This is a genomic window from Nonomuraea zeae (assembly GCF_005889725.1).
Lineage (GTDB): Bacteria > Actinomycetota > Actinomycetes > Streptosporangiales > Streptosporangiaceae > Nonomuraea > Nonomuraea zeae.
This window is the reverse complement of sequence record NZ_VCKX01000041.1, coordinates 12631-36139: the sequence shown is the minus strand read 5'-3', so window position 1 is coordinate 36139 and position 23509 is coordinate 12631. Positions and strand designations below refer to the sequence as shown.

The following is a 23509-nucleotide window of genomic DNA, read 5'->3' as shown; positions in this document are numbered from 1 at the left end:
GGAAAGCACAGTTTCGGCCCTTATCCCCTCCGATGTCCGGCAGGCGAAACGATCATGCAGGTGGTGTTCGAGCTGCGCTGTCCCATCAGCGCCGATCTCGGTTTCATCCGGGACTTGATACGCATGCACGGCCACCACAGCGGCCTGCGCGACCCCCGGCTGGACAACCTGGTCCTGGCCGTCAACGAGGCGGTCACCAACGTGCTCGACCACGCCGGCACGGCGGGTCTGATCACCGCACGCACCACGAGCGAGTCGGTCACCGTGGAGATACTCGACACGGCGGGCCGGCTCACCCACGGCCACCTGGCCGCCGCCCACGAGATCGACGGGACCGCCACGCACGGGTACGGGCTCTGGGTGATCCAGCGCCTGTGCGACGTGGTCCACCTTGAGCAGACCGGGCACGGCTCCCGGCTGAGCCTGGAGATGCGCCGGCACTCCCCGCGCCGGATCCGGCCCGTGAAGCCGTTCAGAACCGCGGCGCTGCTGTCACATCTGTGACGTGACACGGGTATCGAACCCGCTGCGAGTGGTCTAGGGTGCGCGCATGGGCGCCTCCCGGCAACACGAGCCCTCGCCCCGCTCGGCGAGGCCATCCGACGCGTCGCCGGACCTGACTCAGTCGCCGGACCTGATCCCGTCGCCGGACCTGATCCCGTCGCCGGACCTGACTCAGTCGCTGGACCTGACTCACCAGTACCTGCCGGGCATGAGCGTGATCGCGATCGGCGGCGAGGTCGACCGCAGCACCACCGCCCTGCTGGCCGGCTACGTCGAGCGCGTCCGCCGGCCCGGCGACCACGTGGTCTTCGATCTGGCCGAGCTGAGGTTCATGGACAGCTCGGGCCTGCACGTGCTGCTGATCAGCGCCCGGCAGGCCGCCGCCGACGGCGTGCGCGTCCATCTGGCCGCCGCCCAGGGCGCTCCCGCCCGCCTGCTGCAGATCACGGACGTGGGCGCGTACCTGCCCATGCACCCGACGGTGGAGCAGGCCATCACCGCCGTGCTCACCGCCACCAGGACGCGCTGAGCCCCTGCCCTATCGAACTGTCTTTCGACTACACTTCAGGGGCATGTCGTCCCCCCTGGCACTCAGCCTGGAGTCCGCGCGGCGGCTGGCCGTGCGCTGCCAGCTTCTCGCCGGCCCCCGTCCCGGCAACGACCTCGACGGGCTGCGGCAGGTGCTGCGCACGCTGCGATGCCTCCAGCTCGATCCGGTCAACGTGATCGCCAGGAGCCATCTGCTGGTGCTCTGGAGCAGGGTCGGCGACTTCGATCAGGCCGACCTGGACACGTTGCAGTGGCACGAGCGGTGGCTGTTCGAATACTGGGCCCACGCCGCGTCGATCGTGCTGGCGGAGGACTATCCGATCCACCACGTCATGATGCGCGGCTATCCGGCGGGCAGGTCCGGCTACGGGCAGCGGATCCACGGCTGGCTGGAGGCTAACGACCGGCTGCGCCGGCACGTGCTCGACCGGCTGCGGGAGCAGGGGCCGCTGCCGATCGGCGGGTTCGACGACCTGGCCGACGTGCCGTGGGAGTCGAGCGGGTGGACCAACGGCCGCAACGTCGAGCGGATGCTCGACTTCCTGTGGACCCAGGGCCAGATCATGGTGGCCGGCCGCGCGGGCCGCAAGCGCCACTGGGATCTGACCGAGCGCTGGCTGGGCGGCTCGGCGCAGCTCGCGCCGCTGACCCCGGAGGAGGCGGTCACGCTGGCGGCCGAGCACGCGCTGCGCGCGCTCGGGGTGGCCCGCGCGGCCGACATCGAGCGCCACTTCGTCCGCGACCGCTATCCCGGCCTCGCCGAGGTGCTGGCCGGGCTGGAGCGGGCGGGCCGCGTGCTGCCCGCCGAGGTCGAGGGCGGGGCCGAGCGCTGGTACGTGCACCGCGACGTGCTCGGCCTGCTGGAGTCGGACTGGGAGCCGCGCACCACACTGCTGTCGCCGTTCGACAACCTCATCTGCGACCGGGCGCGGACCGAGCGCCTGTGGGGGTTCGCGTTCCGGACAGAGATGTACGTCCCCAAGGACAAGCGCCTGTACGGCCACTACATCATGCCCATCCTGCACGGCGACCGCCTGGCCGGCCGGCTCGTGCCGCGCCTGGATCGGCGCCGGGGCGTGCTGGAGATCGAGGGGCTGTTCCCCGAGCCGGGCACGGTGGCCGACCGGGAGACCGCGCGGGCCGTCGGCGGGGCGGTCGCCGAGCTGGCCGCGTTCGCCGGGGCCCGTGAGATCTCCTACGGCGACAAGGTGGCGGCGGCCTGGCGCTCGGTCTGACGCGGCGGCGAGCGCGGGTTGGGCTGAACCGGCGACCACCGAGGACCGGGTCAGCGAGCGCGGCCCTGAATCGGCGACCTCACCCCAGGGAGAGCAGGCGCGGGCGCCCGCCGGGAGGATGCTGCCCGCATGGACGCGGAACGAGAACGACTACGGCAGTCGGCCGCTGCGGACGCACCTTGGCGCCGGTGGGGCCCCTACCTGAGCGAACGGCAGTGGGGCACCGTCCGCGAGGACTACAGCTACACCGGCGACGCATGGAACTACTTCCCGCACGACCACGCCCGCTCGCGGGCCTACCGGTGGGGCGAGGACGGGCTCGGCGGCGTCAGCGACGACAAGCAGCGCCTGTGCCTGTCGATGGCCCTGTGGAACGGCAGGGACCCGATCCTGAAGGAGCGGCCGTTCGGGCTGACCAACGGCGAGGGCAACCACGGCGAGGACGTCAAGGAGTACTACTTCTACCTCGACAGCACCCCGACCCACTCCTACATGCGCTACCTGTACAAGTACCCGCAGGCCCCGTTCCCCTACGAGGACCTGGTCGCCACGAGCCGGGCCCGTGACCGCCACGCCTTCGAGTACGAGCTCCTCGACACGGGCGTCTTCGACGGCGACCGCTACTTCGACGTCTTCTTCGAGTACGCCAAGGCCGCCCCCGACGACCTGCTCGTGCTCGTCACCGTGGCCAACAGGGGCCCGGACGACGCCACGCTGCACGTCCTGCCGACCCTGTGGTTCCGCAACACGTGGTCGTGGAGCCACGGCAGCGCCAAGCCGTCGATGCGGGCGAGCGCCCCCGGCGTGATCCAGGCCGACCACCAGGATCTCGGCACGTACCGGCTGCACTGCTCGGCCGACGTGCCGCTGCTGTTCACCGAGAACGAGACCGACAACGAGCGGGTGTTCGGGACCGCGAACCCCACGCCGTACGTCAAGAACGGCATCGGCCGCCACGTCGTCGACGGGGACGACCACGCGATCAACCCGGCGCGCACCGGCACCAAGGCGGCCGCCCACTACGTGCTGACGGTGCCGGCGGGCGGGCAGGCCACCGTCCGGGTCCGCCTCACCGGCACGGACGTCCAGGACCCGCTGGGGCCCGGCTTCGACGAGGTGCTCGCGCGGCGGCGGGCCGAGTCGGACGACTTCTACGCCGGGATCACCCCCGAGGGCGCGAGCCAGGACGACGCCCGCGTGCTCCGCCAGGCCCTGTCCGGCCTGCTGTGGAGCAAGCAGTACTACTACTTCGACGTCGAGACCTGGCTGGCCGAGCACGGCGCCGACCCGTGGGCGCCGAGCAGGCGGCGCAACCAGTCGTGGTTCGATCTGAACGCCGACGACGTGCTGGTCATGCCGGACAAGTGGGAATATCCCTGGTTCGCCGCCTGGGACCTGGCCTTCCACGCGGTCGCGCTCGCCATGGTCGACATCGACCTGGCCAAGCACCAGGTCGAGGTGCTGCTGTGCGACCGGCACCTGCACGCCAACGGGCAGATCCCCGCGTACGAGTGGGAGTTCAGCGACGTCAACCCGCCCGTCCACGCGTGGGCCGCCCGCTTCATCAACAGCATGGACCGCCGGCTCACCGGCCACAGCGACCTGGACTTCCTGGAGCGGGTGTTCCAGAAGCTGCTGGTGAACTTCACCTGGTGGGTCAACCGCAAGGATCCCGACGGCCGCAACGTGTTCCAGGGCGGCTTCCTCGGCCTGGACAACATCGGCGTGTTCGACCGCAGTGCCCCGCTGCCCACCGGCGGCACGCTCGACCAGGCCGACGGGACGGCGTGGATGGCCTTCTACACGCAGACGATGCTGCAGATGGCCGCCGAGCTGTCGGACCGGGCGCCCGCGTACGAGGACCTCGCCGTCAAGTTCGCCGAGCACTTCCTGCGCATCTCCGCCTCGATCGACCGGACCGGCGAGGTCAAGGACGAGATGTGGGACGAGGCGGACGGGTTCTTCTACGACGTGCTGCGCCTGCCGAACGGCGACGCCACCCGGCTCAGGGTGCGCTCGATGGTCGGGCTGCTGCCGCTCTGCGCGTCCAGCGTGTTCGTGCCACGCCCGGAGGAGCAGGACGCCCGGCTGTTCAACCGGATCAGGGCGTTCGCGCGGCGGCATCCCTCCGTGACCGAGGGCATGTCGGCCGCCGACCGGCCCGGGGTGGCGAACCGCCGGCTGCTGTCCCTGCTGGACCGGCGCAAGCTCAAGCGGGTGCTGGCGCAACTGCTCGACGAGTCGGAGTTCCTGAGCCCGTACGGCATCAGGTCGCTGTCGCGGCACCACGCCGGGCATCCGTACGCGTTCTGGGTGGACGGGCGCGAGTACCGCGTGGCGTACCTGCCCGCCGAGTCCGACAGCGGGATGTTCGGCGGCAACTCGAACTGGCGCGGGCCGGTCTGGTTCCCGGTCAACGCGCTCATCATCCGGGCGCTGCTGCACCTGTACGCGTACTACGGCGACGACTTCACCGTCGAGTGCCCCACGGGCTCCGGCAACCGGATGACCCTGTACGAGGTCAGCAGGGAGATCTCCGACCGGCTCGTCCGCATCTTCCAGCGCGGTCAGGACGGCCGGCGGCCGGTGTACGGCGGGCAGCGCAAGTTCCAGGAGGATCCGCACTGGCGGGACCTGGTGTCGTTCTACGAGTACTTCCACGGTGACAACGGCGCCGGGCTCGGGGCCTCCCACCAGACCGGGTGGACCGCCACCGTCGCCGCCCTCATGATCATGAACGGGCGGCTGACCGCCGCCGACTTCCTGACCGGCGGCCGGTCCGAGGAAGGGCTCGGCTGAAACACGGCCCGTACCCCATGGCCGCCCCGGGTCGTCGCCGGGCTCAGCCCGCCGCTCGCGCCACGAGCTCGCGGATGAGCTCGGCGACCGTTGCCAGGTCCGCCCTGGTCATCAGCTCGTTACGGTCGATGGCGCCGAAAATACCGTGCGATGTCGTGACCCCTGAAGTATCGTCGCGACTCATGAGTTTCCCCCGAGTACGCCCCCCTTTCGTGGCAGATGAGCGCACGCAGCTCGTCGGCTGGCTGGACATGCAGCGTGCGATCGCCCAGTGGAAGACCGAGGGGCTGTCGGAGGAGGACGCCTACCGGCCGGTCCTGCCCGGCTCGCCGCTCATGACGGTGGCCGGCCTGATCTCCCACATGCGGTGGACCGAGCACTGCTGGTTCGAGGTGCTCTTCCTGGGCGGCTCCAGGGACGACAACCCGCAGTTCGACGAGAGCGTCGAGGACGCCGACATGCGGGTCGAGGGCGTCCCGCTGGCGCAGCTCCTCGACGACTACGAGCGCCAGTGCGTCAGGTCCAACGAGATCGTCGCCGCCCACTCGCTGGACGACGTGGGCAAGCACCCCGACTTCCGCTCGGCGCAGGCGTCCCTGCGCTGGATGCTGATCCACATGGTCGAGGAGACCGCCAGGCACGCCGGCCACCTCGACACCGTCAGGGAGCTGCTCGACGGCGAGACGGGCTACTTCTGACAGGTCCGCTCAGAGGCCGAGCACCTGGGCCGGCTCGGCGATGAGCTGCTGGATGATCAGCCCGGCCGCGCCCAGCACGGCCGCGTCCGCGCCGATCCCCGAGACCGTCAGGGCGGGCGGCGTGCCGCGCATCTGCCCCAGCCTGGCCCCCAGCCCGTCGGAGACCGGCCCTTCGAGCCACGGGTAGAGCGGCGCGTAGATCCCGCCGAGCACGATCCTGCCGGGGTCGAGCAGGTGGACCGCCGAGGTGAGCGCCACGCCGAGCGCGTGGCCGGCCCGCTCGCACGCCTCCAGGGCCCGGCGGTCGCCCGACTCCAGCCGGCCCACCAGCTCGGCGACCGAGGCCACGGTTCCGAGCAGGGCGTCCTGGCCGGCGTACACCTCCAGGCAGCCCCGCCCGCCGCACCTGCACGCGGGCCCGTCCGGCACCACGACGACATGGCCGAGCTCGCCCGCCAGCCCGAACGTGCCCTTGAACACCGTCCCGCCGACCACGAGCCCGGCGCCGATGCCGATCTCGCCGGAGACGTACAGGAAGTCGGTCTCCCGCGAGCCGAACCACAGCTCGCCGAGCGCCGCCAGGTTCGCCTCGTTGTCGATGGCGAACGGCAGGTCGATCAGGTCGGCCACCCGTACGTCCCGCCAGCCGAGGTGCGGGGCGCTCCTGAGCACGCCGTCCTCGACCGTGCCGGGCACGGCGAGCGCCGCGCCGATGACCCGCAGCCCGGCGGACTCGGCCTCCGCCGTCGTCTCCTTCACGAGGTCGCGCAACTCCCGCAGGATGTCGGCCGGGTTGGAGTTGCGGTTGTCGGCCGGCCGCGTCCTGCGCAGCCGCACGGTACGGGTGAGATCGACCACGCACGCGGCCAGGTAGTCGATGTTGATCTCCAGGCCCAGGGTGGCCAGCCGGTGCCCGCTCAGGCTCACCGCCACGCCGGGCCGGCCCCGTTCGCCCGCCCGCACGGCGCCGCTCTCGGTCACCGCCCCCGCCTCCAGGAGATCCGAGACCAGGCTGGATACGGTCGTCTTGGTCAGCCCGGTCATCTCCGCGAGCGCGGCCCTGGTGTGAGGTCCTGATCGGTGGATGGTCCCCAGCACTACGGACAAGTTACGGGCGCGCATGGAATCATGCCGCACTCCTCTTGACGCCGGCATGCCTACCTCCTCAGGATTATGTACAGATTATGGACTAAAACGAGAAGGAGCGACACCATGCCCGATTTCACACCCACCCCCGCCGACCGCTTCACCTTCGGGCTCTGGACGGTCGGCTGGCAGGCCCGCGACCCGTTCGGCGACGCCTCCAGGCCGGCGCTCGACCCGGTGGAGACCGTGCACCGGCTGGCCGAGCTGGGCGCGCACGGCGTCACCTTCCACGACGACGACCTGCTCGCCGTCGAGCCCGACCGGGACAAGGCCATCGCCGCGTTCAAGAAGGCGCTGGACGAGACCGGCATGAAGGTGCCGATGGCCACCACGAACCTCTTCACGCACCCGGTCTTCAAGGACGGCGCGTTCACCAGCAACGACCGCGACGTGCGCCGCTACGCCCTGCGCAAGGTGATCCGCAACATCGACCTGGCCGCCTCGCTGGGCGCCACCACCTACGTCTGCTGGGGCGGGCGCGAGGGCTCGGAGTCGGACGCGGCCAAGGACGTCAAGGCCGCCATGGAGCGCTACAAGGAGGGCCTCGACCTGCTCTGCTCGTACGTCCGCGAGCGCGGCTACGACATGCGCTTCGCCCTCGAGCCCAAGCCGAACGAGCCCCGGGGCGACATCCTCCTGCCGACCATCGGCCACGCCCTGGCGCTGATCAACGAGCTGGAGCACCCTGAGATGGTGGGCCTCAACCCCGAGGTCGGCCACGAGCAGATGGCCGGACTCAACTTCGTGCACGGCATCGCCCAGGCGCTCTGGCACGGCAAGCTCTTCCACATCGACCTCAACGGCCAGCACGGCCCCAAGTACGACCAGGACCTGATCTTCGGCCACGGCGACCTGAAGAGCGCGTTCTTCCTGGTGGACCTGCTGGAGAACGGCGGCTACGACGGCCCGCGGCACTTCGACTACAAGCCGCTGCGCACCGAGGACCCCGAGGACGTGTGGGTCTCGGCCGCCGCGAACATGCGCACGTACCTGATCCTCAAGGAGAAGTCGCGCGCCTACCGCGCCGACCCGGAGGTCCAGGAGGCCCTGCGCGCCTCCCGCGTGGACGAGCTGGCCCAGCCCACGCTCGCCGCCGGTGAGACCTGGGCCGACCTGGCCAAGGACGACTTCGACCCCGAGGTGGCGGCCGCCCGCGGCTTCCACTTCACCCGTCTCAACCAGCTCGCGCTCGAACACCTCATGGGGGTACGCGGATGACCGAACCCATCAGTGTCCAGCTCTACACCGTCAGGGAGCCGTTAGCCGCCGACCGGGACGGCGTGCTGCGGCGGATCGCGGAGATCGGCTACCGGGCGGTCGAGCCCTACGATCCCACCACCGACCCCAAGGGTTTCCGCCAGGTCGCCGACGACCTGGGGCTGAGCGTGTCGAGCACGCACGCGTACGCGCTGCTCAGCGAGGAGCCCGCGAAGGTCTTCGACGCGATCGCCACGGTCGGCACGGACCTGGTGATCGTCCCCGGCGGGATCGCCGAGGAGGAGTTCACCACTCGTGACGGGCTGTCCCGCACGGCCGACCTGCTGAACGGCCTGGCCGAGCAGGCCGCGGGCCACGGGATGCGGATCGGCTACCACAACCACTGGTGGGAGATCGAGCCCAGGATCGACGGCCGGCACGCCATCGAGGCGCTGGCCGACCTGCTCGCGCCCGAGGTGTTCCTGGAGATCGACACGTACTGGGCGGCGGTGGGCGGCGCGGACGTGCCGGCCCTGCTCGGCCGCCTCGCGCAGCGCACGCGGGCGCTGCACGTCAAGGACGGCCCGGCGGTCAAGGGCGAGCCGCACGTCGCGGTGGGGCAGGGCGTCATGCCCGTGCCCGAGATCCTCGCCGCCGCGCCGGACGCCTGGCGCATAGTCGAGCTGGACGAGTGCGCCACCGACATCTTCACCGCCCTCGCGGACAGCCACGCCTACCTCACCTCATTGGAGAGCTCTTGAGCAACGGCCCCGTCGGCGTCGCCCTGGTCGGCGCCGGAGTGATCAGCGGCCAGTATCTGAACAACCTCAACGCCTTCCCCGACGTGCGCGTGCTCGGCGTCGCGGACATCGACACCGATCGGGCCGCCGAGGTGGCCCGCGAGCACGACGTGCCCGTGTCGGGAACCCTCGCCACGGTGCTCGCCGTGCCCGAGGTCGAGATCGTCGTCAACCTCACCATCCCGTCCGCGCACGCGGCCGTCGCGCTGGAGAGCCTGCGCGCGGGCAAGCACGTGTACGGCGAGAAGCCGCTCGCGATGACCACCGACGAGGCGGCGAAGGTCATGGCCGAGGCCGCCGATCTGGGGTTACGCGTCGGCGGCGCCCCCGACACCTTCCTGGGCGCCGGGCTGCAGTCCGCCCTGCACGCCCTGCGCTCGGGGCTCGTCGGCGAGCCGGTCGCGGTCACCGCGGCCACGCAGAGCCTCGGCCCCGAGTCCTGGCACCCCAACCCGGAGTTCTTCTACCAGCCGGGCGCGGGCCCGCTCTTCGACCTGGGTCCCTACTACCTGACCGCGCTGGTGTCCCTGCTCGGCCCCGTCGGCCAGGTGGCGGCCGACACCCGCAAGGCCCATGGCCGGCGGCTGGTCGGCTCGGGCCCCAAGAAGGGCACCTCGTTCCCCGTCGATGTCCCGACCCACGTCAACGCCCTGCTGGACTTCCCCGGCAGCGCGACGGCGGCGGCCACGTTCAGCTTCGACTCGGCCGTCAACCGCAGGCTGATCGAGATCATCGGCACCGAGGGCGCCCTGTCGCTGCCCGACCCCAACACCTTCGACGGCCCGCTGCTGGCCCGCGACCTGCGGGAGACGGACTGGCGCGAGCTGCCGGTGACGGGGACGACGGCCGGGCGCGGCATCGGCGTGCTGGACCTGGCCAGGTCGCTCCGGGCGGGCACGCCGCACCGCGCATCCGGCGAGCTGGCCTTCCACGTGCTGGAGCTGATGGCCGCCATCGCGGAGTCCGGCGAGCGCTCGGAGTTCAGGCCCATCGCCTCCGCACCGGACGTGCCGGAGGCGCTGCCCGCGGACTGGGACCCGTACGCCGCGACCCTGTCCTGACCGGCGGCCGGGCGGCCGAGCACCGCCCGGCCCTCGATTACCTAAAGTGACAACATCCTTACACAAAGGAGTCTTCCCAAGTCGGCCGGGCACCATCACCTTAGGTAATCACTCGGTCAACCCCCAAGGTGGTCTTCATGCGTGTCCTCATCCAGCTCCGCCCCGCCGCCGACGTCGTCGCCTCGGTGATCGATCCCGACGTCCGGACCACGGTCGCCGACATCATCGGCGACCTGCGGGGAGTCCTGCTCGACGACGCGTTCGAGCCCGTGCCCGTCCCGCGCCCGGTCACGGCCGACGGCGACCCGCTGTCGCTGCACCAGCGGGTCGGGTTCTCGCTCACCCCGGAGGACGCCTCCGTGCTGGTGCGCGGCGAGATCTCCGACGGCGAGTTCGCGACCAGGGCGGCGCTGCTGCCCGCGTCCGTACGCGAGGTCGTCGGCGTGTACGTCGACCCGGTGATCGAGCCCAACGCGACCTGCGGCGGCGACGGGCCGGTCGGTGACTGGCAGGAGGTCAGGCGGCTGCTGCACGCCTCCGACCTGTGGGCGCGGGGCAACGACGGCAGCGGCGTCGCCCTCGCCGTCGTGGACAGCGGCATCAACGCCGCGCACATCAAGGCCCGCCTCGGCCAGGCCGTCACCGTCGACGCCGCGCGGAGCTGGAGCCCGTCGGGCGTCCCCCGCACCCCCGGCCGCTATCCCGTCGACCACGGCACCATGTGCGCCTTCGACGCGCTGCTCGCCGCCCCCAAGGCCACCCTGCTCGACATCCCCGTCCTGCTCAGCCGCAGCAGCGGGATCAGCGGCCTGCTCTCCGACGCGATCGCCGCCTACTCCCACCTGACCAACGTGCTGAAGGCCATGCCCGCCGCGTCGAGGTCCCTGGTGGTCACCAACAGCTGGGGCCTGTTCTCGCCCCAGGGCGACTTCCCGCCCGGCCATCCCAGCAACTACTCGGACAACCCCGCGCACCCGTTCAACGTGATCGTCGGCAGCCTGGAGGACGCGGGCGCCGACATCCTGTTCGCGGCGGGAAACTGCGGCCGCGAGTGCCCCGACCGGAGGTGCGGCTTCCGCGACCGCCCGATCAACGGCGCCAACTCCCACCCCTCCGTCGCCTCCGTCGGCGGCGTCGACACCCGTGGCGAGCGCGTCGGCTACTCCTCCCAGGGCCCGGGCCGGCTGTCCGACCGCAAGCCGGACTTCTGCGCCTACACGCACTTCGCCGGCTCGGGGGCCGTCGGCGCCGCCGACACCGGCACCTCCGCCGCCTGCCCCGTCGCGGCCGGCGTGGTCGCCGCCCTGCGCGCCCGCAGGTCCGCCGCGCAGCTCTCCCCCGCGCAGCTGCGCACGCTGATCAACCGCACCGCCGACGACCGCAGCACGGTGGGCTTCGACTACGACTACGGGTACGGCGTCATCGACCCGGCCGCGGTCCTGGCCGCGCTGGAGCGGCAGACCGGGACGCGAGCGGCCTGATCCATGCTCCTGGTCCAGGTGTGCCTGCCGCCCGGGGCGACCCTCGCCGACGCGCTGCACCTGCTCGACGTGTCCCCTGAGGAGGCCGACGCGGGCTTCGGGCTCGTGAGCGTCGCCCCGGGGGTGCACGTCCTGCGGGTCACCGAGCAGGCGGCGGCGAAGCTCGACCGTGACCTTTGCCAGGTCTTCTCCGATCCGCCCATCGAACCCACCACCTGACCAGCGACGATCGCGAACGCGTTGGCTTGAGCCGGGCGGAACCGCAAGAATGGCGCGATGGCTGAAAGTGGCGAGACCGACTGGGTCTCCAGGTTCGCTGACGAGGTGATCTCCCAAGCGGAGAGACGCGCTCCCGGCAAACCGATCGTCTGCGCCTCCGGTCTGAGCCCGTCAGGCCCGATCCACCTGGGCAATCTGCGCGAGGTCATGACCCCCCACCTGGTGGCCGACGAGATCCGGCGGCGTGGCCTCGAGTGCGTGCACCTGCTGTCCTGGGACGACTTCGACCGCTTCCGCAGGGTGCCCGCGGGCATCGACGAGTCCTGGGCCGAGCACATCGGCAAACCGCTGACCTCGGTGCCCGCGCCGCCCGGCAGCTCGCACGCCAACTGGGCCGAGCACTTCAAGGCCCCGATGACCGCGGCGCTGGCGGAGCTGGGCGTCGAATACCGGGGCATCAGCCAGACCGCCCAGTACACCTCGGGGGCCTACCGCGAGCAGATCCTCCAGGCGGTGCGCGAGCGCGCCAGGATCGACGCCGTGCTGTCGCGCTACCGGTCCAAGCAGGTGGAGGACTACTTCCCGTACAAGCCCTACTGCGACCTGTGCGAGCGCGACCTGACGACGGTCACCGCCTACGACGACGAGACCACGGAGCTGGCCTACACCTGCGAGTGCGGCTTCGGCGAGACCGTCCGCCTGGCCGAGCACGACCGCGGCAAGCTGGTGTGGAAGGTCGACTGGCCGATGCGCTGGGCCTACGAGGGCGTGGTCTTCGAGCCGTCAGGGGTCGATCACCACTCGCCGGGCTCGGCCTGGATCGTGGGCGGCCAGATCGTCGGCGACGTGTTCGGCGGCGAGCAGCCGATCGGCCCGATGTACGCCTTCGTCGGCATCACCGGCATGGCCAAGATGAGCAGCTCCAAGGGTGACGTGCCGACTCCGGCCGACGCCCTGGAGATCATGGAGGCGCCGGTGCTGCGCTGGCTGTACGCCCGCCGCAAGCCGGCCCAGTCCTTCAAGATCGCCTTCGACCAGGAGATCCAGCGGCTCTACGACGAGTGGGACGCGCTCGGCCGCAAGATCGCCGCGGGCCAGGGCCAGCCGGCCGAGCTGGCCGCGTACGAACGGGCCGTGGGCACCGCCGCCGGCCCGCTGCCGGCCACCCCGCACCCCGTCGCCTACCGGACGCTGGCCTCCGTCGTGGACATCACCACCGGGCACGCCGAGCAGACGCTGCGCATCCTGGCCGACCTCGACGGGGTCGGCTCGCTCGACGAGGCCCGCCCGCGCCTGGACCGGGCGCAGCACTGGGTGGACGAGCACCTGCCCGCCGACCAGCGCACCCGGGTGCGCGAGACGCCCGACGAGGACCTGCTCGACTCGCTCGGCCCGGGAGAGCGCGAGTCGCTGCGGCTGCTGGCCGACGGACTCGACGACTGGTCGCTCGACGCTCTGACCACCCTCGTGTACGGCGTGCCGAAGATCCAGGCGGGGCTGGACCCCGACGCCAAGGCCACGCCCGAGCTGAAGGCGGCGCAGCGCTCGTTCTTCGCCCTCCTCTACCGGCTGCTCGTCGGCCGCGACACCGGCCCGAGACTGCCCACGCTGCTCATGGCCGTGGGCGCGGACCGGGTACGAAAGCTCGTCGGCGCGTGAAGGGCGTCGTCCTGATCACCGGGATCTCGGCCGCGGGCAAGTCCACCGTGGCCCAGGCCCTGGCCGAGCGGCTGCCGCGCTCCGCCCACGTACGCGGCGACGCCTTCAGGCGCATGGTGGTCAACGGCCGGGCCCCCATGACCACCGAGATGACCGGCGAGGCGGTGCGCCAGCTCCATCTGCGCTACCGCCTCGCGGCGCATACGGCGGACTTGTATTTCACTGAGGGATTCACGGCAATTGTGCAGGACGTCATTCTCGGCGAGGATTTGGAACGGTTTACGAAATGGGTCCGGAGTCGTCCCTTGCATGTGATCGTCCTGGCTCCCGACCCGTCCGCCGTGGCCGAGCGCGAGCGGCGGCGGGCCAAGACCGGCTATGCCGGCTCATGGACGATTGCCCAGCTAGATGAGGTGCTGCGAGGCGAGACACCCCGCCTCGGCCTGTGGCTGGACAGCTCGCGGCAGACCCCGGAGGAGACCGTGGAGGAGATCATCTCCAGGGCCGGAGAGGCCCTGATACCGGCAGATCGCCGATAAAAGTGATCTATGCAAGGCAGTGTCAAGTGGGCTGCATGTGCGCAAGGGCACCTTGTACACATGAACAAGCAGCCTTTCGCCGCCAGCGTCAGTGTCATCGTCCCCGCGATGAACGAGGCCGAGAACCTTCCCCACGTCTTCGCGACACTGCCCGAGTGGATCGACGAAGTGATCCTGGTCGACGGCAACTCGACCGACGACACTGTCGCCGTCGCGCGCAGGCTGCGCCCCGACCTCCGGGTCGTCGTGCAGAGCCGGCGGGGCAAGGGCAACGCCCTCATCGAGGGCTTCCAGGCCGCCCAGGGCGACATCATCGTCATGATCGACGCCGACGGGTCCACCGACGGCCGGGAGATCCGCTCTTTCGTCGCCACGCTGCTCAACGGCGCCGACTTCGCCAAGGGCTCCCGGTACGCCCCCGGCGGCGGCTCCGATGACCTCAGCCCGATCCGGTCGCTCGGCAACAAGTTCCTGACCGGCCTGACCAACCTCCTCTACGGCACCAGCTACACCGACCTCTGCTACGGCTACAACGCCTTCTGGGCCCGTCACCTCGACGTGATGGACCTCGACTGCGACGGCTTCGAGATCGAGACCCTGATGAACGTCCGTGCCGCCCAGGCCGGCCTCGTCATCCACGAGGTGCCCAGCCACGAGCGCTCCAGGATCCACGGCGAGAGCAACCTGCACGCCGTGCGCGACGGCTGGCGCGTGCTCAAGACGATCATGCGGGAGCGGACGCGCGGCACCTCCGTGACGGGACCTACCCAAGTGGCGCTCGCGAAGTGAATGGTGACATTCTCTGACAATGCGCTACATAGTGATCGGAGCAGGAGCAGTTGGGGGAACCATCGGTGCCCGCCTGTACCAAGGCGGGCACGACGTCGTTCTCATCGCGAGAGGCGCCCACTACGAGGCGCTGAGACGTGACGGCCTGCGCCTGATCACCCCCGAATCCTCCGAGACCCTCGACATCCCCGCCGCCGACGGCCCCGTGCCCACCCGCGACGACGACGTGCTCATCCTGGCCACCAAGTCCCAGGACACGATCGCCGCACTGGCACCCTGGCCCGCCGACCTGCCCGTGGTGTGCGCCCAGAACGGCGTGGACAACGAGCGCACGGTCCTGCGGCGGTTCGAGCATGTCTACGGCATGTGCGTGTGGCTGCCCGCCCAGCACCTGGAGCCCGGGGTCGTGGCCGCGCACGCATATCCGAACTCCGGCATGCTGCACGTCGGCCGTTATCCACAGGGTGTGGACGACCTCACCGAGCAGATCGTCAACGACCTCGGCAAGCGCGGCCTCGTGGCGCGGACCTCGCCCGACGTGATGCGCTGGAAGTATGGCAAGCTGATCGGCAACCTCGCCAACGCCGTGGACGCCCTCATCGGCTCCGGGCCCGGCGCGGCGGCGCTGATCGACCGGGTCAAGGCCGAGGCCGAGACCGTGCTCGACCGGGCCGGCATCCCCTACTCCACGGCCCAGGACGAGACCGAGGCCCGCGGCCACCTGGTGGACGTCCGCCCGATCGAGGGCGTCACGCGCGGCGGCGGATCGTCGTGGCAGAGCCTGGCCAGGGGCAGCGGCTCGATCGAGGCCGACTACCTCAACGGCGAGATCGTCCTGCTCGGGCGGCAGCACGGCGTGCCCACGCCGGCCAACGAGGTGTTGCGGCGCGAGGCCAACAGGTTCGCCGCCGAGAAGCTGCCGCCGCGCTCGATGCCGCTGGAGACGCTGGTGGCGCTCATCGACGAGCGTTCCGCAGCCGGATCCCGCTGAACTCCAGGGTGCTGGCCGTCACCTCGTTCCAGAACGGCCACAGGTTGGCCAGCACCCTGAGCTGGATGCCCGCCTCCTCGTGCAGCTCGAACAGGTCGCCGACCGGCTCGGGCGGGCCCAGCGGCACCACGGGGACCGTCGAGACCACGGCGTGCGGCGGGTCGCCGATGGGCGCGAAGTCGTCGGCGGGCAGCCGGTAGGCGAACAGCCGCACGTCCATGAGCGCCTTGAGCCAGCCGTACTCGATGGCGTGGACCCGGTCGCCGCAGCCGGAGCCGACGATCCGGGTCCTGTCCTCCTCGGTGGTCCGCGGCCCCGTCCAGGCCATCGCCCGCGGGCAGGCACGCGGGAACCAGTAGTCGGGGCAGCGCTCGTGACCGACCGCCCAGACGTACGGCTCGCGCTTGCTCGACGTCTTCGCCACGTGCGGCACGAACCGCTCGATCGTGGGGTCCTCGGAGAAGTGCAGGACCTCGCCCGGCTCTGGCCTCATGAACGCAATCATGGCGCATACCCCGCCGCCGAAAGGGCAGTGGAACGTCGCTCTTACGACAAGGGGTGAGTTGGATGATCTTTCTAGGGCTGCTCCTGGTCTTGCTTGCCGGCGGCGCAGTGACCTTGGTCCTCACCGAGGACACCGCCCGGTACATCCTGTTCGGCTACACCTTCGAGCTCAATCACGTGGAGATGTTCCTGGCGGGAGCGGCCGCAGCGGCGGTCCTGCTGCTGGGTCTCTGGCTGATGAGCGCGGGGTCGCGCAGGACTGCCAAGCGTCGTCGCAAGCTGCGCAGTGCCAGGGCCGAGGCCTCCAGCCGGGTGGCCCAGCTGGAGGACGAGAAGCGCGATCTCGAGCGGAAGCTCGAACGCGACCGGAAGCTCGAGCAGGAGCGGAAGGCCGCGCACGAACCGGAGCCGGGCGACCACCTCGTCGCCCGCGGCTCCGCGGACACCACGCCGTAGGTCAGGTTGGCTGGGCGGCGTTCTGGCGGGAGGGCAGCAGGCTGCCCTCCCGCCAGAGTGCGAATCCCGTGATCACCGCGCCGAGGCCCTCCCAGAGCCCGACGCCGAAGAACTTGGCGGGCGCGGCCCCGGTCAGCACCAGCGTGGTGAAGACCGTGAACGTGACGAGCCGGAACGGCACGGTCCACCGGAAGAACGGCGTGTAGTTCGCGGATGCCGCGAAGACGTAATAAACGCCCATGTTCACCGCGGCCATCGACGAAGCGGCCATGTAGACCAGGGTGTAGTCACCGGCGGGACGTGCATCGAGCACCTCGAAACCCAGCATGACCAGCAGGGTCTCCGGCGAGATCAGCCCGAGGAGGCCGAGCGCGAAGGCGAGGAAGCCGAAGACCGCGATGGTCCAGCCGGAGAAAGAACGCGGAAGACGCACAGAAATCCTTCCAAAGGGGGGTGTACTCTGCGAGGCGATCTCATCATGCACCCGGAGGTCGCATGCCCCCCACGCGTGGCCGCCCCATCGCGCTCAAACTCCTCATCCTTCTGATGGTCCCCCTGCTGTCCCTCGTCGGGCTGTGGGCGTTCGCCGCGGGCCTGACCGGCGGTGACGGCCTGCGCCTGCTGGCGATCAACGAGCTGGCCACCAACCTGGCCACCCCGTCGGAGCGGGTGAACATCGAGCTGCAGAACGAGCGGCTGACCTCCGTGGAGTTCCTGGTCACCGCCGAGGGCGCGGCCAAGCTGGCCAAGCAGCGCGGCGAGACCGACCGGGCGGTCACCGCCTTCCGCAATCTCTCCAAGAACCTGCGCGACCTCTCACCCGAGATGACCGTGCAGCTCACCGCACTGAACGGCAAGCTCGACCAGCTCGTGGACGTCCGGCGCGAGGTGGACGGCACCGCCGTCGCGCCGCTCGACGTCATCGACGGCTACAGCCAGATCGTGGACGCCTCGTTCCGCATGTACGACGCCATGGTCCTGGTGCCCGACATGGCCCTCTACCAGCAGGCCAAAGCGGTGACCATGCTCGGCGAGGCCAAGGACGTGCTGTCCAGGGAACGGGCCGTGATCGCGATCGTGCTCGCCAGGGGCAGGGTGGAGGACAGGGAGCGGGAGGCGTTCACGGGGATGGTCGCCACCAGGCGGCTGCTCTACACCCAGGCGCTCTCGCACCTGGACGGCAACCTGCGCGGGCCGTACGGGAAGATGGCCGCCTCGCCGGTCTACAAGGAGTTCCTGGAGGCCGAGGACGGGATCAGGGGGCAGGCGGCCACCACCGGGCTGCCGGCCACGGCGGCGACGTGGCCCATCGACGCCCAGAACCTGTGGAAGACGGTCGAGCGCAACCAGGCCGCGGCCGTGCGGGACATCACGGAGCGGGTCACCCCGGCGGCCATCGGCATGCTCATCAAGATCGGCGTGGCGGGCGGCGTGGGCCTGATCGCCGTCATCGCCTCCATCATGCTCTCGCTCCGCTTCCGCAAGCGCCTGGTGCGCGAGCTGGCCGGGCTGCGCGACGCCGCCACGGACCTGGCGGAGGTCCGGCTGACCGGGCTGGTCAGGCGGCTGCGCACGAACGTGTCCGCCCCCACCCCTGCCGAGGTCGCGCCCGTCGTGGTCAAGACGCACACGTCCGAGGTGGACGACATCGTCAAGGCGTTCAACGACGTGCAGTCCACGGCCGTCCAGGCCGCGGTGAGCCAGGCCAGGCTCCGGCACGGCGTCAGCCAGGTCTTCGTGAACCTGGCCAGGCGCAACCAGTCGCTGCTGCACCGGCAGCTGCTCCAGCTCGACAGCATGGAGCGCGCGACGGAGGAGCCCGAGGCGCTGGCGGACCTGTTCAAGCTCGACCACCTCACCACCCGCATGCGCAGGCACGCCGAGAGCCTCATCATCCTGTCCGACCAGGCCCCGGGGCGCAGCTGGCGCAACCCGGTGCCGATACTCGACGTGATGCGCGCGGCCGTCGCCGAGGTGGAGGAGTACGAGCGGGTCGAGGTGCTCCAGCCGCCGCCCGTCTCGCTGCTGGGCGCGACGGTCACCGACGTGGCCCACCTGCTGGCCGAGCTGGTCGAGAACGCCACGCTCTTCTCGCCACCGCAGACCAGGGTGGACGTGCGCAGCTCCGTCACCTCCCACGGCCTCATGATCGAGATCGAGGACCGCGGGCTGGGCCTGCCGCGCGTCGAGCTCGACGAGCTCAACGAGCGGCTGTCCAAGCTGCCGGAGTTCGACCTGGCGCAGAGCGACCGGCTGGGGCTCTTCGTGGTCGGCCGGCTCGCGGCCAGGCACGGGGTGAAGGTCACCCTCGCGCCCTCGCCGTACGGCGGCCTGACCGCGATGGTGGCCCTGCCGGCCGCCCTCCTGGCCGACCAGCCCGCGCTGAGCGGGCGGTAGGCCCAGGGAGGCCGCGTCAGGCGGCTACGGCAGCACCTGCAGCAGCGCCAGCTTGCGCGCCTTGGCGGGCTCGGCGACCCGCTGGACCTCCTTGCCCGCGCCGTCGAGCACGACCAGCGTGTTGTGCTGCGCGCCGCCGACCCTGACGACCAGCCGGCCGTCGGCCAGATAGAACGCCCCGAGCAGCTTGCCCTTGACCGCCGGGCTCTGCCGCTTGCCCGTCACCATGTCCACGACGACCGGCTTGAAGTACGTCGGCCAGCTGCCGTCACCCAGCGCGTCGGGGTGCTGGGGGAACTCCACGACCGCCTTGCGGCCGTCGGGCGACAGGCTCTGCAGGTGGGTGACGAGCTTGACGCCCTTGGCCTTGGCGGACTTCCCGGTGGTGACGTCGAGCCGGTAGAGGGCGTCGGCCTCGCCGCTGTAGCCGGCGACGTAACGGCCGTTCGCCGACCAGGCCAGGTGGCAGACGCCCGCGGAGGCGCCCAGCTTGCGCGGGGCGCCGCTGCCGTCCGCCTTGACCGACATGATCGTGCTTCCGGCCGCGTACGCCACCCTGGCCGAGTCAGGCGACCAGACCGGGGTCAGGCACGGCGTGCCGCCCTGGAGCCCGGACACGACGGTCGTGGTCCTGCCATCCTGCTTGATCTGGAGCTTGCCGCCCGCCGTCACCCAGGCGGCCTTCTTGCCGTCGGGTGAGGCGGAGAACTGCGGCATGGTGCCTGTCTTGGCGAGCGTGCTCCATTCGCCCGCTTCGTACCGGCTGAGCTGGTTGCCCGTGCTCGCATAGACGGCGGCGCCCGACAGCTCGGGTGCCGCGGACGCTGACGCGGCGGAGGGGATCACCAGTGCGGCGCCGAGTGCGACACCGGCCACAACGCGAATCTTCATGGACACACATGTTGCCGGGAAACCTGTCAAAGGCGCAGGAACGGCTCGCTGAAGTGAGCCGTGGCGAGAATCGCCCGCTCGGCCCTGAGCCCGCCGAGCACCTCGGCGCGGGTGCGCCCGGCCGCCTCGTGGTCGTCGTCATAGAGGTAGCGGATGCTCGGGTCGGCCAGTTGCACCGGGTGGAGCACGAGGTCGCCGGTCATGGCGAGGTCGCCGGTCCTGGCGATCTGGTGCCCGGGGGTGTGGCCCGGCGCGGAGTGCACGTGGATGCCGGGCGCGACCTCGGCGTCGCCGTCGACGACGTGCAACCGGTCCTTGATCCTGGCGACGACCTGGTCGAGCATCGCGCCCTTGGCCGCGTCCAGCTCGTCCTGCTGGAGCACGTAGCGGGCGTTCTCGAAGGCCGGGCCGCCGTCCGTGACCGCGCCCGAGGCGTGGTCGCTGTGCAGGTGGGTCAGGATGACGGTGCTGATCTCGGCGGGCGTGACGCCGGCCGCGGCGAGCTCACCGGCCAGCGTGCCGGGAACCGGCGCCCAGCTGGACGCGGGGGAGTCGTGGCCGCCGATGCCGGTGTCGACCAGGGTCAGGCGGCCTGCCGCGTCGCGCAGGAGATAGCAGTGGAAGTGCAGGACCCACGGCTCGTCCTGGAGCCCCGAGCCGGGGAACATCTCGTCGAGCGGGCGGCGGATCGCCGCTCCCATCGGGCCCACGGCGTCACAGAGGGGTGTCACCTCGACGCCGGACACGGTTATCGGTTGATGCGGCACCGCATCAGAGTACGGGGCCGCCCGGAGCCGGGCGCGGTCAGGCGGCGACGGGCTGGGCCGGGACGTACTCGTTCTCGAGGTCGGCGGCGTAGACGGCGCGGCAGCAGTGGGCGCACCTGTACATGATCGGGCCTTCGTCGAGCTCGTGGTGGCACCGCGGGCAGTTGACGGTCTTCATGGTGTCGCTCCCCCAAGGAGTTCTTTCTGGTGGTCCTATGGAACCCCCACCGAGTTGCAGGGATCCTGCATGTCACTTGACACGATGACGCTGCACGGATGCGGGTTCTGTGTCCTGCGATACACCGGCCGCGGTAATTTTCCTCGCAGGACGGTGCCGAGAAAACCATTGTCACGCGCTTTGCCGCGTGTTCGCTGAAGAAGACACGAGAACCGCCCGGGAATAGTCCAAGAGGGCTAGGCGTTGGGTAGGTCAGAGCGTGTGGTATCTTGCCATCAAGCGTTGAGCTCGAAAGCTCCGCTGCTCTTCATGTGTCGCCCCGCCCCGAGTTGAGGGGCCCGGCTTCCTTCATTACCCGCCGGCCCGTGCTGGGTTTCGGCGTACTCCCCCAAGGGGTTTCATCATGTCTGTACAAACCATTCCTGAACAGCGTACGGGCGTGCCGATCCGGCAGGTGACGGGGCTTCTGGACGTTCGCGACAATTCCGCGTTCCTCCGGGCCGAACACCTTCCGAGCTCGGCCGACGTACGGCTGCCGCCCGACCGGGTCCGGCAGTACGACCTGCGGGCCGGCGACGAGATCGTCGCCTCCTTCGCGGGCAGCAAGCTCATCGGCGTCGAGTCGGTCAACGGCGCCACGCAGTGGCGGGGCCGCCCCCATTTCGCCGACCTCACCCCCGTGCACCCGACCGAGCGGCTCAACATCGAGACCGAGTCGCTCAGCACCCGCGTCATCGACCTGTTCGCGCCCATCGGCAAGGGGCAGCGCGGCCTCATCGTGGCGCCGCCCAAGGCCGGCAAGACCATGGTCCTGCAGGCGCTGGCCGCCGGGATCGTCCGCAACCACCCCGAGGTGCACCTCATGGTCCTCCTGGTGGGCGAGCGGCCCGAGGAGGTCACCGAGATGCGCGCCTCGATCGACGGCGAGGTCTTCTCTTCGACCTTCGACCATCCCGACCGCGACCACGCGGCCATCGCGGAGCTGGCCATCGAGCGCGCCAAGCGGCTCGTGGAGGCCGGACGCGACGTGGTGGTGCTGCTGGACTCCCTGACGCGGCTGGGCCGCGCCTACAACAACCTGGCGCCCAGCGGCGGGCGCGTGCTGACCGGTGGCATCGACGCCCGCGCGCTGTACCCGCCCAAGCGCTTCTTCGGCGCCGCGCGCAACGTCGAGGGCGGCGGCTCGCTCACCATCCTCGCCACCGCCCTCGTGGACACGGGGTCGCGGATGGACAACAACCTCTACGAGGAGTTCAAGGGCACCGGCAACATGGAGCTGCACCTCGCCAGGGACCTGGCCGAGCGGCGGCTGTTCCCGGCCGTGGACCTCGACGCCTCGGGGACGCGGCGCGAGGAGATCCTGCTGCACCCCGAGGAGCGGCAGGTGATCTGGCGGCTGCGCCGGATGCTCACCTCGCTCGACAAGCAGCAGGGGCTCGAAGTCCTCATCGGCAAGCTCCGCTCCACCTCCTCCAACGCCGCGTTCCTCCTTGAGGCCGGCGCCTGAGGTCCTCCTAGAGGCCGCTGACGTCCTCCTTGAAGGCCGGCGCCTGGCGTCCTCTTGAAGGCCGGCGCCTGGCGTGCGGCCCCCGCCCAGGAGAATGGGCCCATGCTGGCTGACATCGTCGACTACCTGATCTGCCCCGTCTGCCGCTCCGGCGTGCGGCTCGGCGGCTCCGCGCTGCGATGCGCGCAAGGGCACGCGTTCGACGTGGCCAGGCAGGGATACGTCAGCCTGCTGGTCGGCTCCAGGCCGCCCGGCACCGCCGACAGCGCGGCGATGGTGGCCGCGCGGGCCGCCTTCCTCGACGCCGGGCATTACGCTCCCCTGACCGCCGCCGTGGCGGAAAGTGTGCGGGCGTGCACAGGGGCGGAGAACGTTCCAACAGAACATGAGTCCTCTACCGAAACGAATGACGGCGCGGAGCTTAGGGCGTACCGTGGGGCTGGAGTGGAGGCCGGTTACGGCATGGGGCCAGGAGGTCCCGCGCGGCAGCCGGTGTTCGTCGATGATCGTCGCGCGGCGGGCAGGGCCGCGCCGGTGATCGTCGACGCCGGCGCGGGCACCGGACACTACCTGGTGGCCGCGCTCAACGCGGTCAACGATGGCGTCGGGATGGCTTTCGATGTGTCCAAGCACGCTGTACGCAGGGCGGCGCGGGCGCATCCGAGGATGGGGGCGTTCGTGGCGGACGTGTGGCGGCCGCTCCCGATCCGGGACGGGGTGGCCGATGTGGTGATCGACGTGTTCGCGCCCAGGAACGGGCCGGAGTTCGGCAGGATCCTGCGGCCCGGTGGAGTGGTGGTGGTCGTCACGCCTGCCAGGACGCACCTGAGCCCGCTGGTCGAGGAGCTCGGACTGCTCTCCGTGGACGAGGAGAAGGACCGCAGGGTCGCGCGCAGCCTGGAGGGCTTCGCGGAGACCGGGCGGCGCTCGATCGAGTTCGAGATGGAGCTGGGTCATGAGGACATCGCGCAGGTCATCGGGATGGGCCCGAGCGCATGGCATACCGACGCGGCGGAGCTGGATGCGCGAATCGCGGGATATGTCTCGCGGAATGTCGCGAATAGCCAACAAAAAGTAGTTACCCGAGCGGCTTTTCATCTGTCTACCTTCGAGCCGGCCCGCTGATCAAGACCCGTTTCTTG

25 protein-coding genes are annotated in these 23509 nt (G+C 70.6%); 18 read left to right on the top strand and 7 right to left on the bottom strand.

Annotated elements, in window-relative coordinates:
* The first annotated feature begins 114 nt into the window (after nucleotides 1-114).
* The 4 genes from ETD85_RS15880 to ETD85_RS15865 all read left to right on the top strand — a co-directional run bounded on the left by ETD85_RS15880 (nucleotide 115) and on the right by ETD85_RS15865 (nucleotide 5087).
* Nucleotides 115-504, top strand: coding sequence for an ATP-binding protein (locus ETD85_RS15880; protein WP_170246699.1), 390 nt, complete (start codon nucleotides 115-117; stop codon nucleotides 502-504).
* A gap of 46 nt (nucleotides 505-550) precedes the next feature.
* Nucleotides 551-1033 carry an STAS domain-containing protein gene (locus ETD85_RS15875; protein ID WP_138690476.1) on the top strand — a complete coding sequence of 161 codons (483 nt, stop codon included), beginning with the start codon at nucleotides 551-553 and terminating at the stop codon, nucleotides 1031-1033.
* A 43-nt stretch (nucleotides 1034-1076) separates the two neighbouring features.
* Nucleotides 1077-2288: a winged helix-turn-helix domain-containing protein gene (locus ETD85_RS15870; RefSeq protein ID WP_138690475.1), complete on the top strand. Its 1212-nt coding sequence runs from the start codon at nucleotides 1077-1079 to the stop codon at nucleotides 2286-2288.
* Nucleotides 2289-2417: 129 nt separating this feature from the next.
* The gene (locus tag ETD85_RS15865) at nucleotides 2418-5087 is read left to right on the top strand and encodes an MGH1-like glycoside hydrolase domain-containing protein (RefSeq protein ID WP_138690474.1); all 2670 of its coding nucleotides are present in this window, start codon (nucleotides 2418-2420) and stop codon (nucleotides 5085-5087) included.
* Nucleotides 5088-5130: 43 nt separating this feature from the next.
* Here ETD85_RS15865 and ETD85_RS63125 read toward each other — a convergent pair whose 3' ends face one another.
* Entirely contained in the window at nucleotides 5131-5271 is a 141-nt protein-coding gene (locus ETD85_RS63125; RefSeq protein WP_170246698.1) for a hypothetical protein, read from the bottom strand.
* On the opposite strand from ETD85_RS63125, the gene ETD85_RS15860 reads away from it, so the two are divergent.
* Nucleotides 5270-5785 (top strand): DinB family protein, encoded by a 516-nt coding sequence (locus ETD85_RS15860; protein WP_138690473.1) that lies wholly within the window; start codon nucleotides 5270-5272, stop codon nucleotides 5783-5785. The genes ETD85_RS63125 and ETD85_RS15860 overlap by 2 nt on opposite strands.
* A gap of 9 nt (nucleotides 5786-5794) precedes the next feature.
* Here ETD85_RS15860 and ETD85_RS15855 read toward each other — a convergent pair whose 3' ends face one another.
* A complete protein-coding gene (locus ETD85_RS15855) occupies nucleotides 5795-6883 on the bottom strand; it encodes an ROK family transcriptional regulator (protein ID WP_206058335.1) in 1089 nt (362 codons plus the stop codon).
* A 114-nt stretch (nucleotides 6884-6997) separates the two neighbouring features.
* Between ETD85_RS15855 and xylA the strand changes: the two genes are divergently transcribed.
* The 9 genes from xylA to ETD85_RS15810 all read left to right on the top strand — a co-directional run bounded on the left by xylA (nucleotide 6998) and on the right by ETD85_RS15810 (nucleotide 15667).
* A complete protein-coding gene (xylA, locus tag ETD85_RS15850; protein WP_138690471.1) occupies nucleotides 6998-8149 on the top strand; it encodes a xylose isomerase in 1152 nt (383 codons plus the stop codon).
* On the top strand, nucleotides 8146-8889 hold the full coding sequence (locus tag ETD85_RS15845; protein WP_138690470.1) for a sugar phosphate isomerase/epimerase family protein: 744 nt from the start codon (nucleotides 8146-8148) through the stop codon (nucleotides 8887-8889). The genes xylA and ETD85_RS15845 overlap by 4 nt, the downstream gene beginning before the upstream one ends.
* On the top strand, nucleotides 8886-9989 hold the full coding sequence (locus ETD85_RS15840) for a Gfo/Idh/MocA family protein (protein WP_138690469.1): 1104 nt from the start codon (nucleotides 8886-8888) through the stop codon (nucleotides 9987-9989). The genes ETD85_RS15845 and ETD85_RS15840 overlap by 4 nt, the downstream gene beginning before the upstream one ends.
* A 137-nt stretch (nucleotides 9990-10126) precedes the next feature.
* Nucleotides 10127-11470 (top strand): S8 family serine peptidase, encoded by a 1344-nt coding sequence (locus ETD85_RS15835; RefSeq protein ID WP_138690468.1) that lies wholly within the window; start codon nucleotides 10127-10129, stop codon nucleotides 11468-11470.
* Nucleotides 11471-11473: 3 nt separating this feature from the next.
* Nucleotides 11474-11689 (top strand): hypothetical protein, encoded by a 216-nt coding sequence (locus tag ETD85_RS15830; protein ID WP_138690467.1) that lies wholly within the window; start codon nucleotides 11474-11476, stop codon nucleotides 11687-11689.
* Between the two features lie 57 nt (nucleotides 11690-11746).
* Nucleotides 11747-13348, top strand: coding sequence for a lysine--tRNA ligase (lysS, locus tag ETD85_RS15825; protein ID WP_138690466.1), 1602 nt, complete (start codon nucleotides 11747-11749; stop codon nucleotides 13346-13348).
* The gene (locus tag ETD85_RS15820; RefSeq protein WP_138690465.1) at nucleotides 13345-13887 is read left to right on the top strand and encodes an AAA family ATPase; all 543 of its coding nucleotides are present in this window, start codon (nucleotides 13345-13347) and stop codon (nucleotides 13885-13887) included. Before lysS ends, ETD85_RS15820 begins: the two co-directional genes overlap by 4 nt.
* 60 nt (nucleotides 13888-13947) lie before the next feature.
* The gene (locus tag ETD85_RS15815; protein ID WP_138690464.1) at nucleotides 13948-14676 is read left to right on the top strand and encodes a glycosyltransferase family 2 protein; all 729 of its coding nucleotides are present in this window, start codon (nucleotides 13948-13950) and stop codon (nucleotides 14674-14676) included.
* 19 nt (nucleotides 14677-14695) lie between these two features.
* Nucleotides 14696-15667 (top strand): ketopantoate reductase family protein, encoded by a 972-nt coding sequence (locus ETD85_RS15810; protein ID WP_138690463.1) that lies wholly within the window; start codon nucleotides 14696-14698, stop codon nucleotides 15665-15667.
* Here ETD85_RS15810 and ETD85_RS15805 read toward each other — a convergent pair.
* Nucleotides 15633-16160, bottom strand: coding sequence for a DUF6886 family protein (locus ETD85_RS15805; protein ID WP_138690462.1), 528 nt, complete (start codon nucleotides 16158-16160; stop codon nucleotides 15633-15635). The genes ETD85_RS15810 and ETD85_RS15805 overlap by 35 nt on opposite strands.
* A gap of 74 nt (nucleotides 16161-16234) precedes the next feature.
* Between ETD85_RS15805 and ETD85_RS15800 the strand changes: the two genes are divergently transcribed.
* Entirely contained in the window at nucleotides 16235-16627 is a 393-nt protein-coding gene (locus tag ETD85_RS15800) for a hypothetical protein (protein WP_138690461.1), read from the top strand.
* A 1-nt stretch (nucleotide 16628) separates the two neighbouring features.
* Here ETD85_RS15800 and ETD85_RS15795 read toward each other — a convergent pair whose 3' ends face one another.
* Nucleotides 16629-17060, bottom strand: a complete 432-nt coding sequence (locus ETD85_RS15795) for a hypothetical protein (RefSeq protein WP_170246696.1) — start codon at nucleotides 17058-17060, stop codon at nucleotides 16629-16631.
* A gap of 62 nt (nucleotides 17061-17122) precedes the next feature.
* Here ETD85_RS15795 and ETD85_RS15790 point away from each other — a divergent pair, with 62 nt between their 5' ends.
* Nucleotides 17123-19024: a sensor histidine kinase gene (locus ETD85_RS15790; protein WP_138690460.1), complete on the top strand. Its 1902-nt coding sequence runs from the start codon at nucleotides 17123-17125 to the stop codon at nucleotides 19022-19024.
* Nucleotides 19025-19048: 24 nt separating this feature from the next.
* On the opposite strand, the gene ETD85_RS15785 is transcribed toward ETD85_RS15790, so the two are convergent.
* The 3 genes from ETD85_RS15785 to ETD85_RS63120 are packed head-to-tail and all read right to left on the bottom strand — an operon-like array spanning nucleotide 19049 to nucleotide 20860.
* Nucleotides 19049-19915 (bottom strand): TolB family protein, encoded by an 867-nt coding sequence (locus ETD85_RS15785; RefSeq protein WP_138690459.1) that lies wholly within the window; start codon nucleotides 19913-19915, stop codon nucleotides 19049-19051.
* A 26-nt stretch (nucleotides 19916-19941) separates the two neighbouring features.
* Nucleotides 19942-20682: an MBL fold metallo-hydrolase gene (locus ETD85_RS15780; protein ID WP_240779168.1), complete on the bottom strand. Its 741-nt coding sequence runs from the start codon at nucleotides 20680-20682 to the stop codon at nucleotides 19942-19944.
* 37 nt (nucleotides 20683-20719) lie between these two features.
* Nucleotides 20720-20860 (bottom strand): hypothetical protein, encoded by a 141-nt coding sequence (locus ETD85_RS63120; RefSeq protein ID WP_170246695.1) that lies wholly within the window; start codon nucleotides 20858-20860, stop codon nucleotides 20720-20722.
* A gap of 403 nt (nucleotides 20861-21263) precedes the next feature.
* Between ETD85_RS63120 and rho the strand changes: the two genes are divergently transcribed.
* Together rho and ETD85_RS64650 are read left to right on the top strand one after the other, a co-directional pair.
* A complete protein-coding gene (gene rho, locus ETD85_RS15775; RefSeq protein WP_138690458.1) occupies nucleotides 21264-22367 on the top strand; it encodes a transcription termination factor Rho in 1104 nt (367 codons plus the stop codon).
* Nucleotides 22368-22469: 102 nt separating this feature from the next.
* Nucleotides 22470-23492, top strand: a complete 1023-nt coding sequence (locus tag ETD85_RS64650; protein ID WP_206058334.1) for a putative RNA methyltransferase — start codon at nucleotides 22470-22472, stop codon at nucleotides 23490-23492.
* Nucleotides 23493-23509 lie beyond the last annotated feature (17 nt).

What these genes read in the sequence shown, in the direction of transcription:
- ETD85_RS64650 (WP_206058334.1), top strand. Translation starts at nt 22,470, where the DNA reads ATGCTGGCTGACATCGTCGACTACCTGATCTGCCCCGTCTGCCGCTCC.
- ETD85_RS63125 (WP_170246698.1), bottom strand. Translation starts at nt 5,271, where the DNA reads ATGAGTCGCGACGATACTTCAGGGGTCACGACATCGCACGGTATTTTC.
- ETD85_RS63120 (WP_170246695.1), bottom strand. Translation starts at nt 20,860, where the DNA reads ATGAAGACCGTCAACTGCCCGCGGTGCCACCACGAGCTCGACGAAGGC.
- ETD85_RS15830 (WP_138690467.1), top strand. Translation starts at nt 11,474, where the DNA reads ATGCTCCTGGTCCAGGTGTGCCTGCCGCCCGGGGCGACCCTCGCCGAC.
- xylA (WP_138690471.1), top strand. Translation starts at nt 6,998, where the DNA reads ATGCCCGATTTCACACCCACCCCCGCCGACCGCTTCACCTTCGGGCTC.
- ETD85_RS15810 (WP_138690463.1), top strand. Translation starts at nt 14,696, where the DNA reads ATGCGCTACATAGTGATCGGAGCAGGAGCAGTTGGGGGAACCATCGGT.
- ETD85_RS15815 (WP_138690464.1), top strand. Translation starts at nt 13,948, where the DNA reads ATGAACAAGCAGCCTTTCGCCGCCAGCGTCAGTGTCATCGTCCCCGCG.
- lysS (WP_138690466.1), top strand. Translation starts at nt 11,747, where the DNA reads ATGGCTGAAAGTGGCGAGACCGACTGGGTCTCCAGGTTCGCTGACGAG.
- ETD85_RS15785 (WP_138690459.1), bottom strand. Translation starts at nt 19,915, where the DNA reads ATGAAGATTCGCGTTGTGGCCGGTGTCGCACTCGGCGCCGCACTGGTG.
- ETD85_RS15845 (WP_138690470.1), top strand. Translation starts at nt 8,146, where the DNA reads ATGACCGAACCCATCAGTGTCCAGCTCTACACCGTCAGGGAGCCGTTA.
- ETD85_RS15875 (WP_138690476.1), top strand. Translation starts at nt 551, where the DNA reads ATGGGCGCCTCCCGGCAACACGAGCCCTCGCCCCGCTCGGCGAGGCCA.
- rho (WP_138690458.1), top strand. Translation starts at nt 21,264, where the DNA reads ATGTCTGTACAAACCATTCCTGAACAGCGTACGGGCGTGCCGATCCGG.
- ETD85_RS15790 (WP_138690460.1), top strand. Translation starts at nt 17,123, where the DNA reads ATGCCCCCCACGCGTGGCCGCCCCATCGCGCTCAAACTCCTCATCCTT.
- ETD85_RS15800 (WP_138690461.1), top strand. Translation starts at nt 16,235, where the DNA reads ATGATCTTTCTAGGGCTGCTCCTGGTCTTGCTTGCCGGCGGCGCAGTG.
- ETD85_RS15865 (WP_138690474.1), top strand. Translation starts at nt 2,418, where the DNA reads ATGGACGCGGAACGAGAACGACTACGGCAGTCGGCCGCTGCGGACGCA.
- ETD85_RS15805 (WP_138690462.1), bottom strand. Translation starts at nt 16,160, where the DNA reads ATGAGGCCAGAGCCGGGCGAGGTCCTGCACTTCTCCGAGGACCCCACG.
- ETD85_RS15860 (WP_138690473.1), top strand. Translation starts at nt 5,270, where the DNA reads ATGAGTTTCCCCCGAGTACGCCCCCCTTTCGTGGCAGATGAGCGCACG.
- ETD85_RS15835 (WP_138690468.1), top strand. Translation starts at nt 10,127, where the DNA reads ATGCGTGTCCTCATCCAGCTCCGCCCCGCCGCCGACGTCGTCGCCTCG.
- ETD85_RS15870 (WP_138690475.1), top strand. Translation starts at nt 1,077, where the DNA reads ATGTCGTCCCCCCTGGCACTCAGCCTGGAGTCCGCGCGGCGGCTGGCC.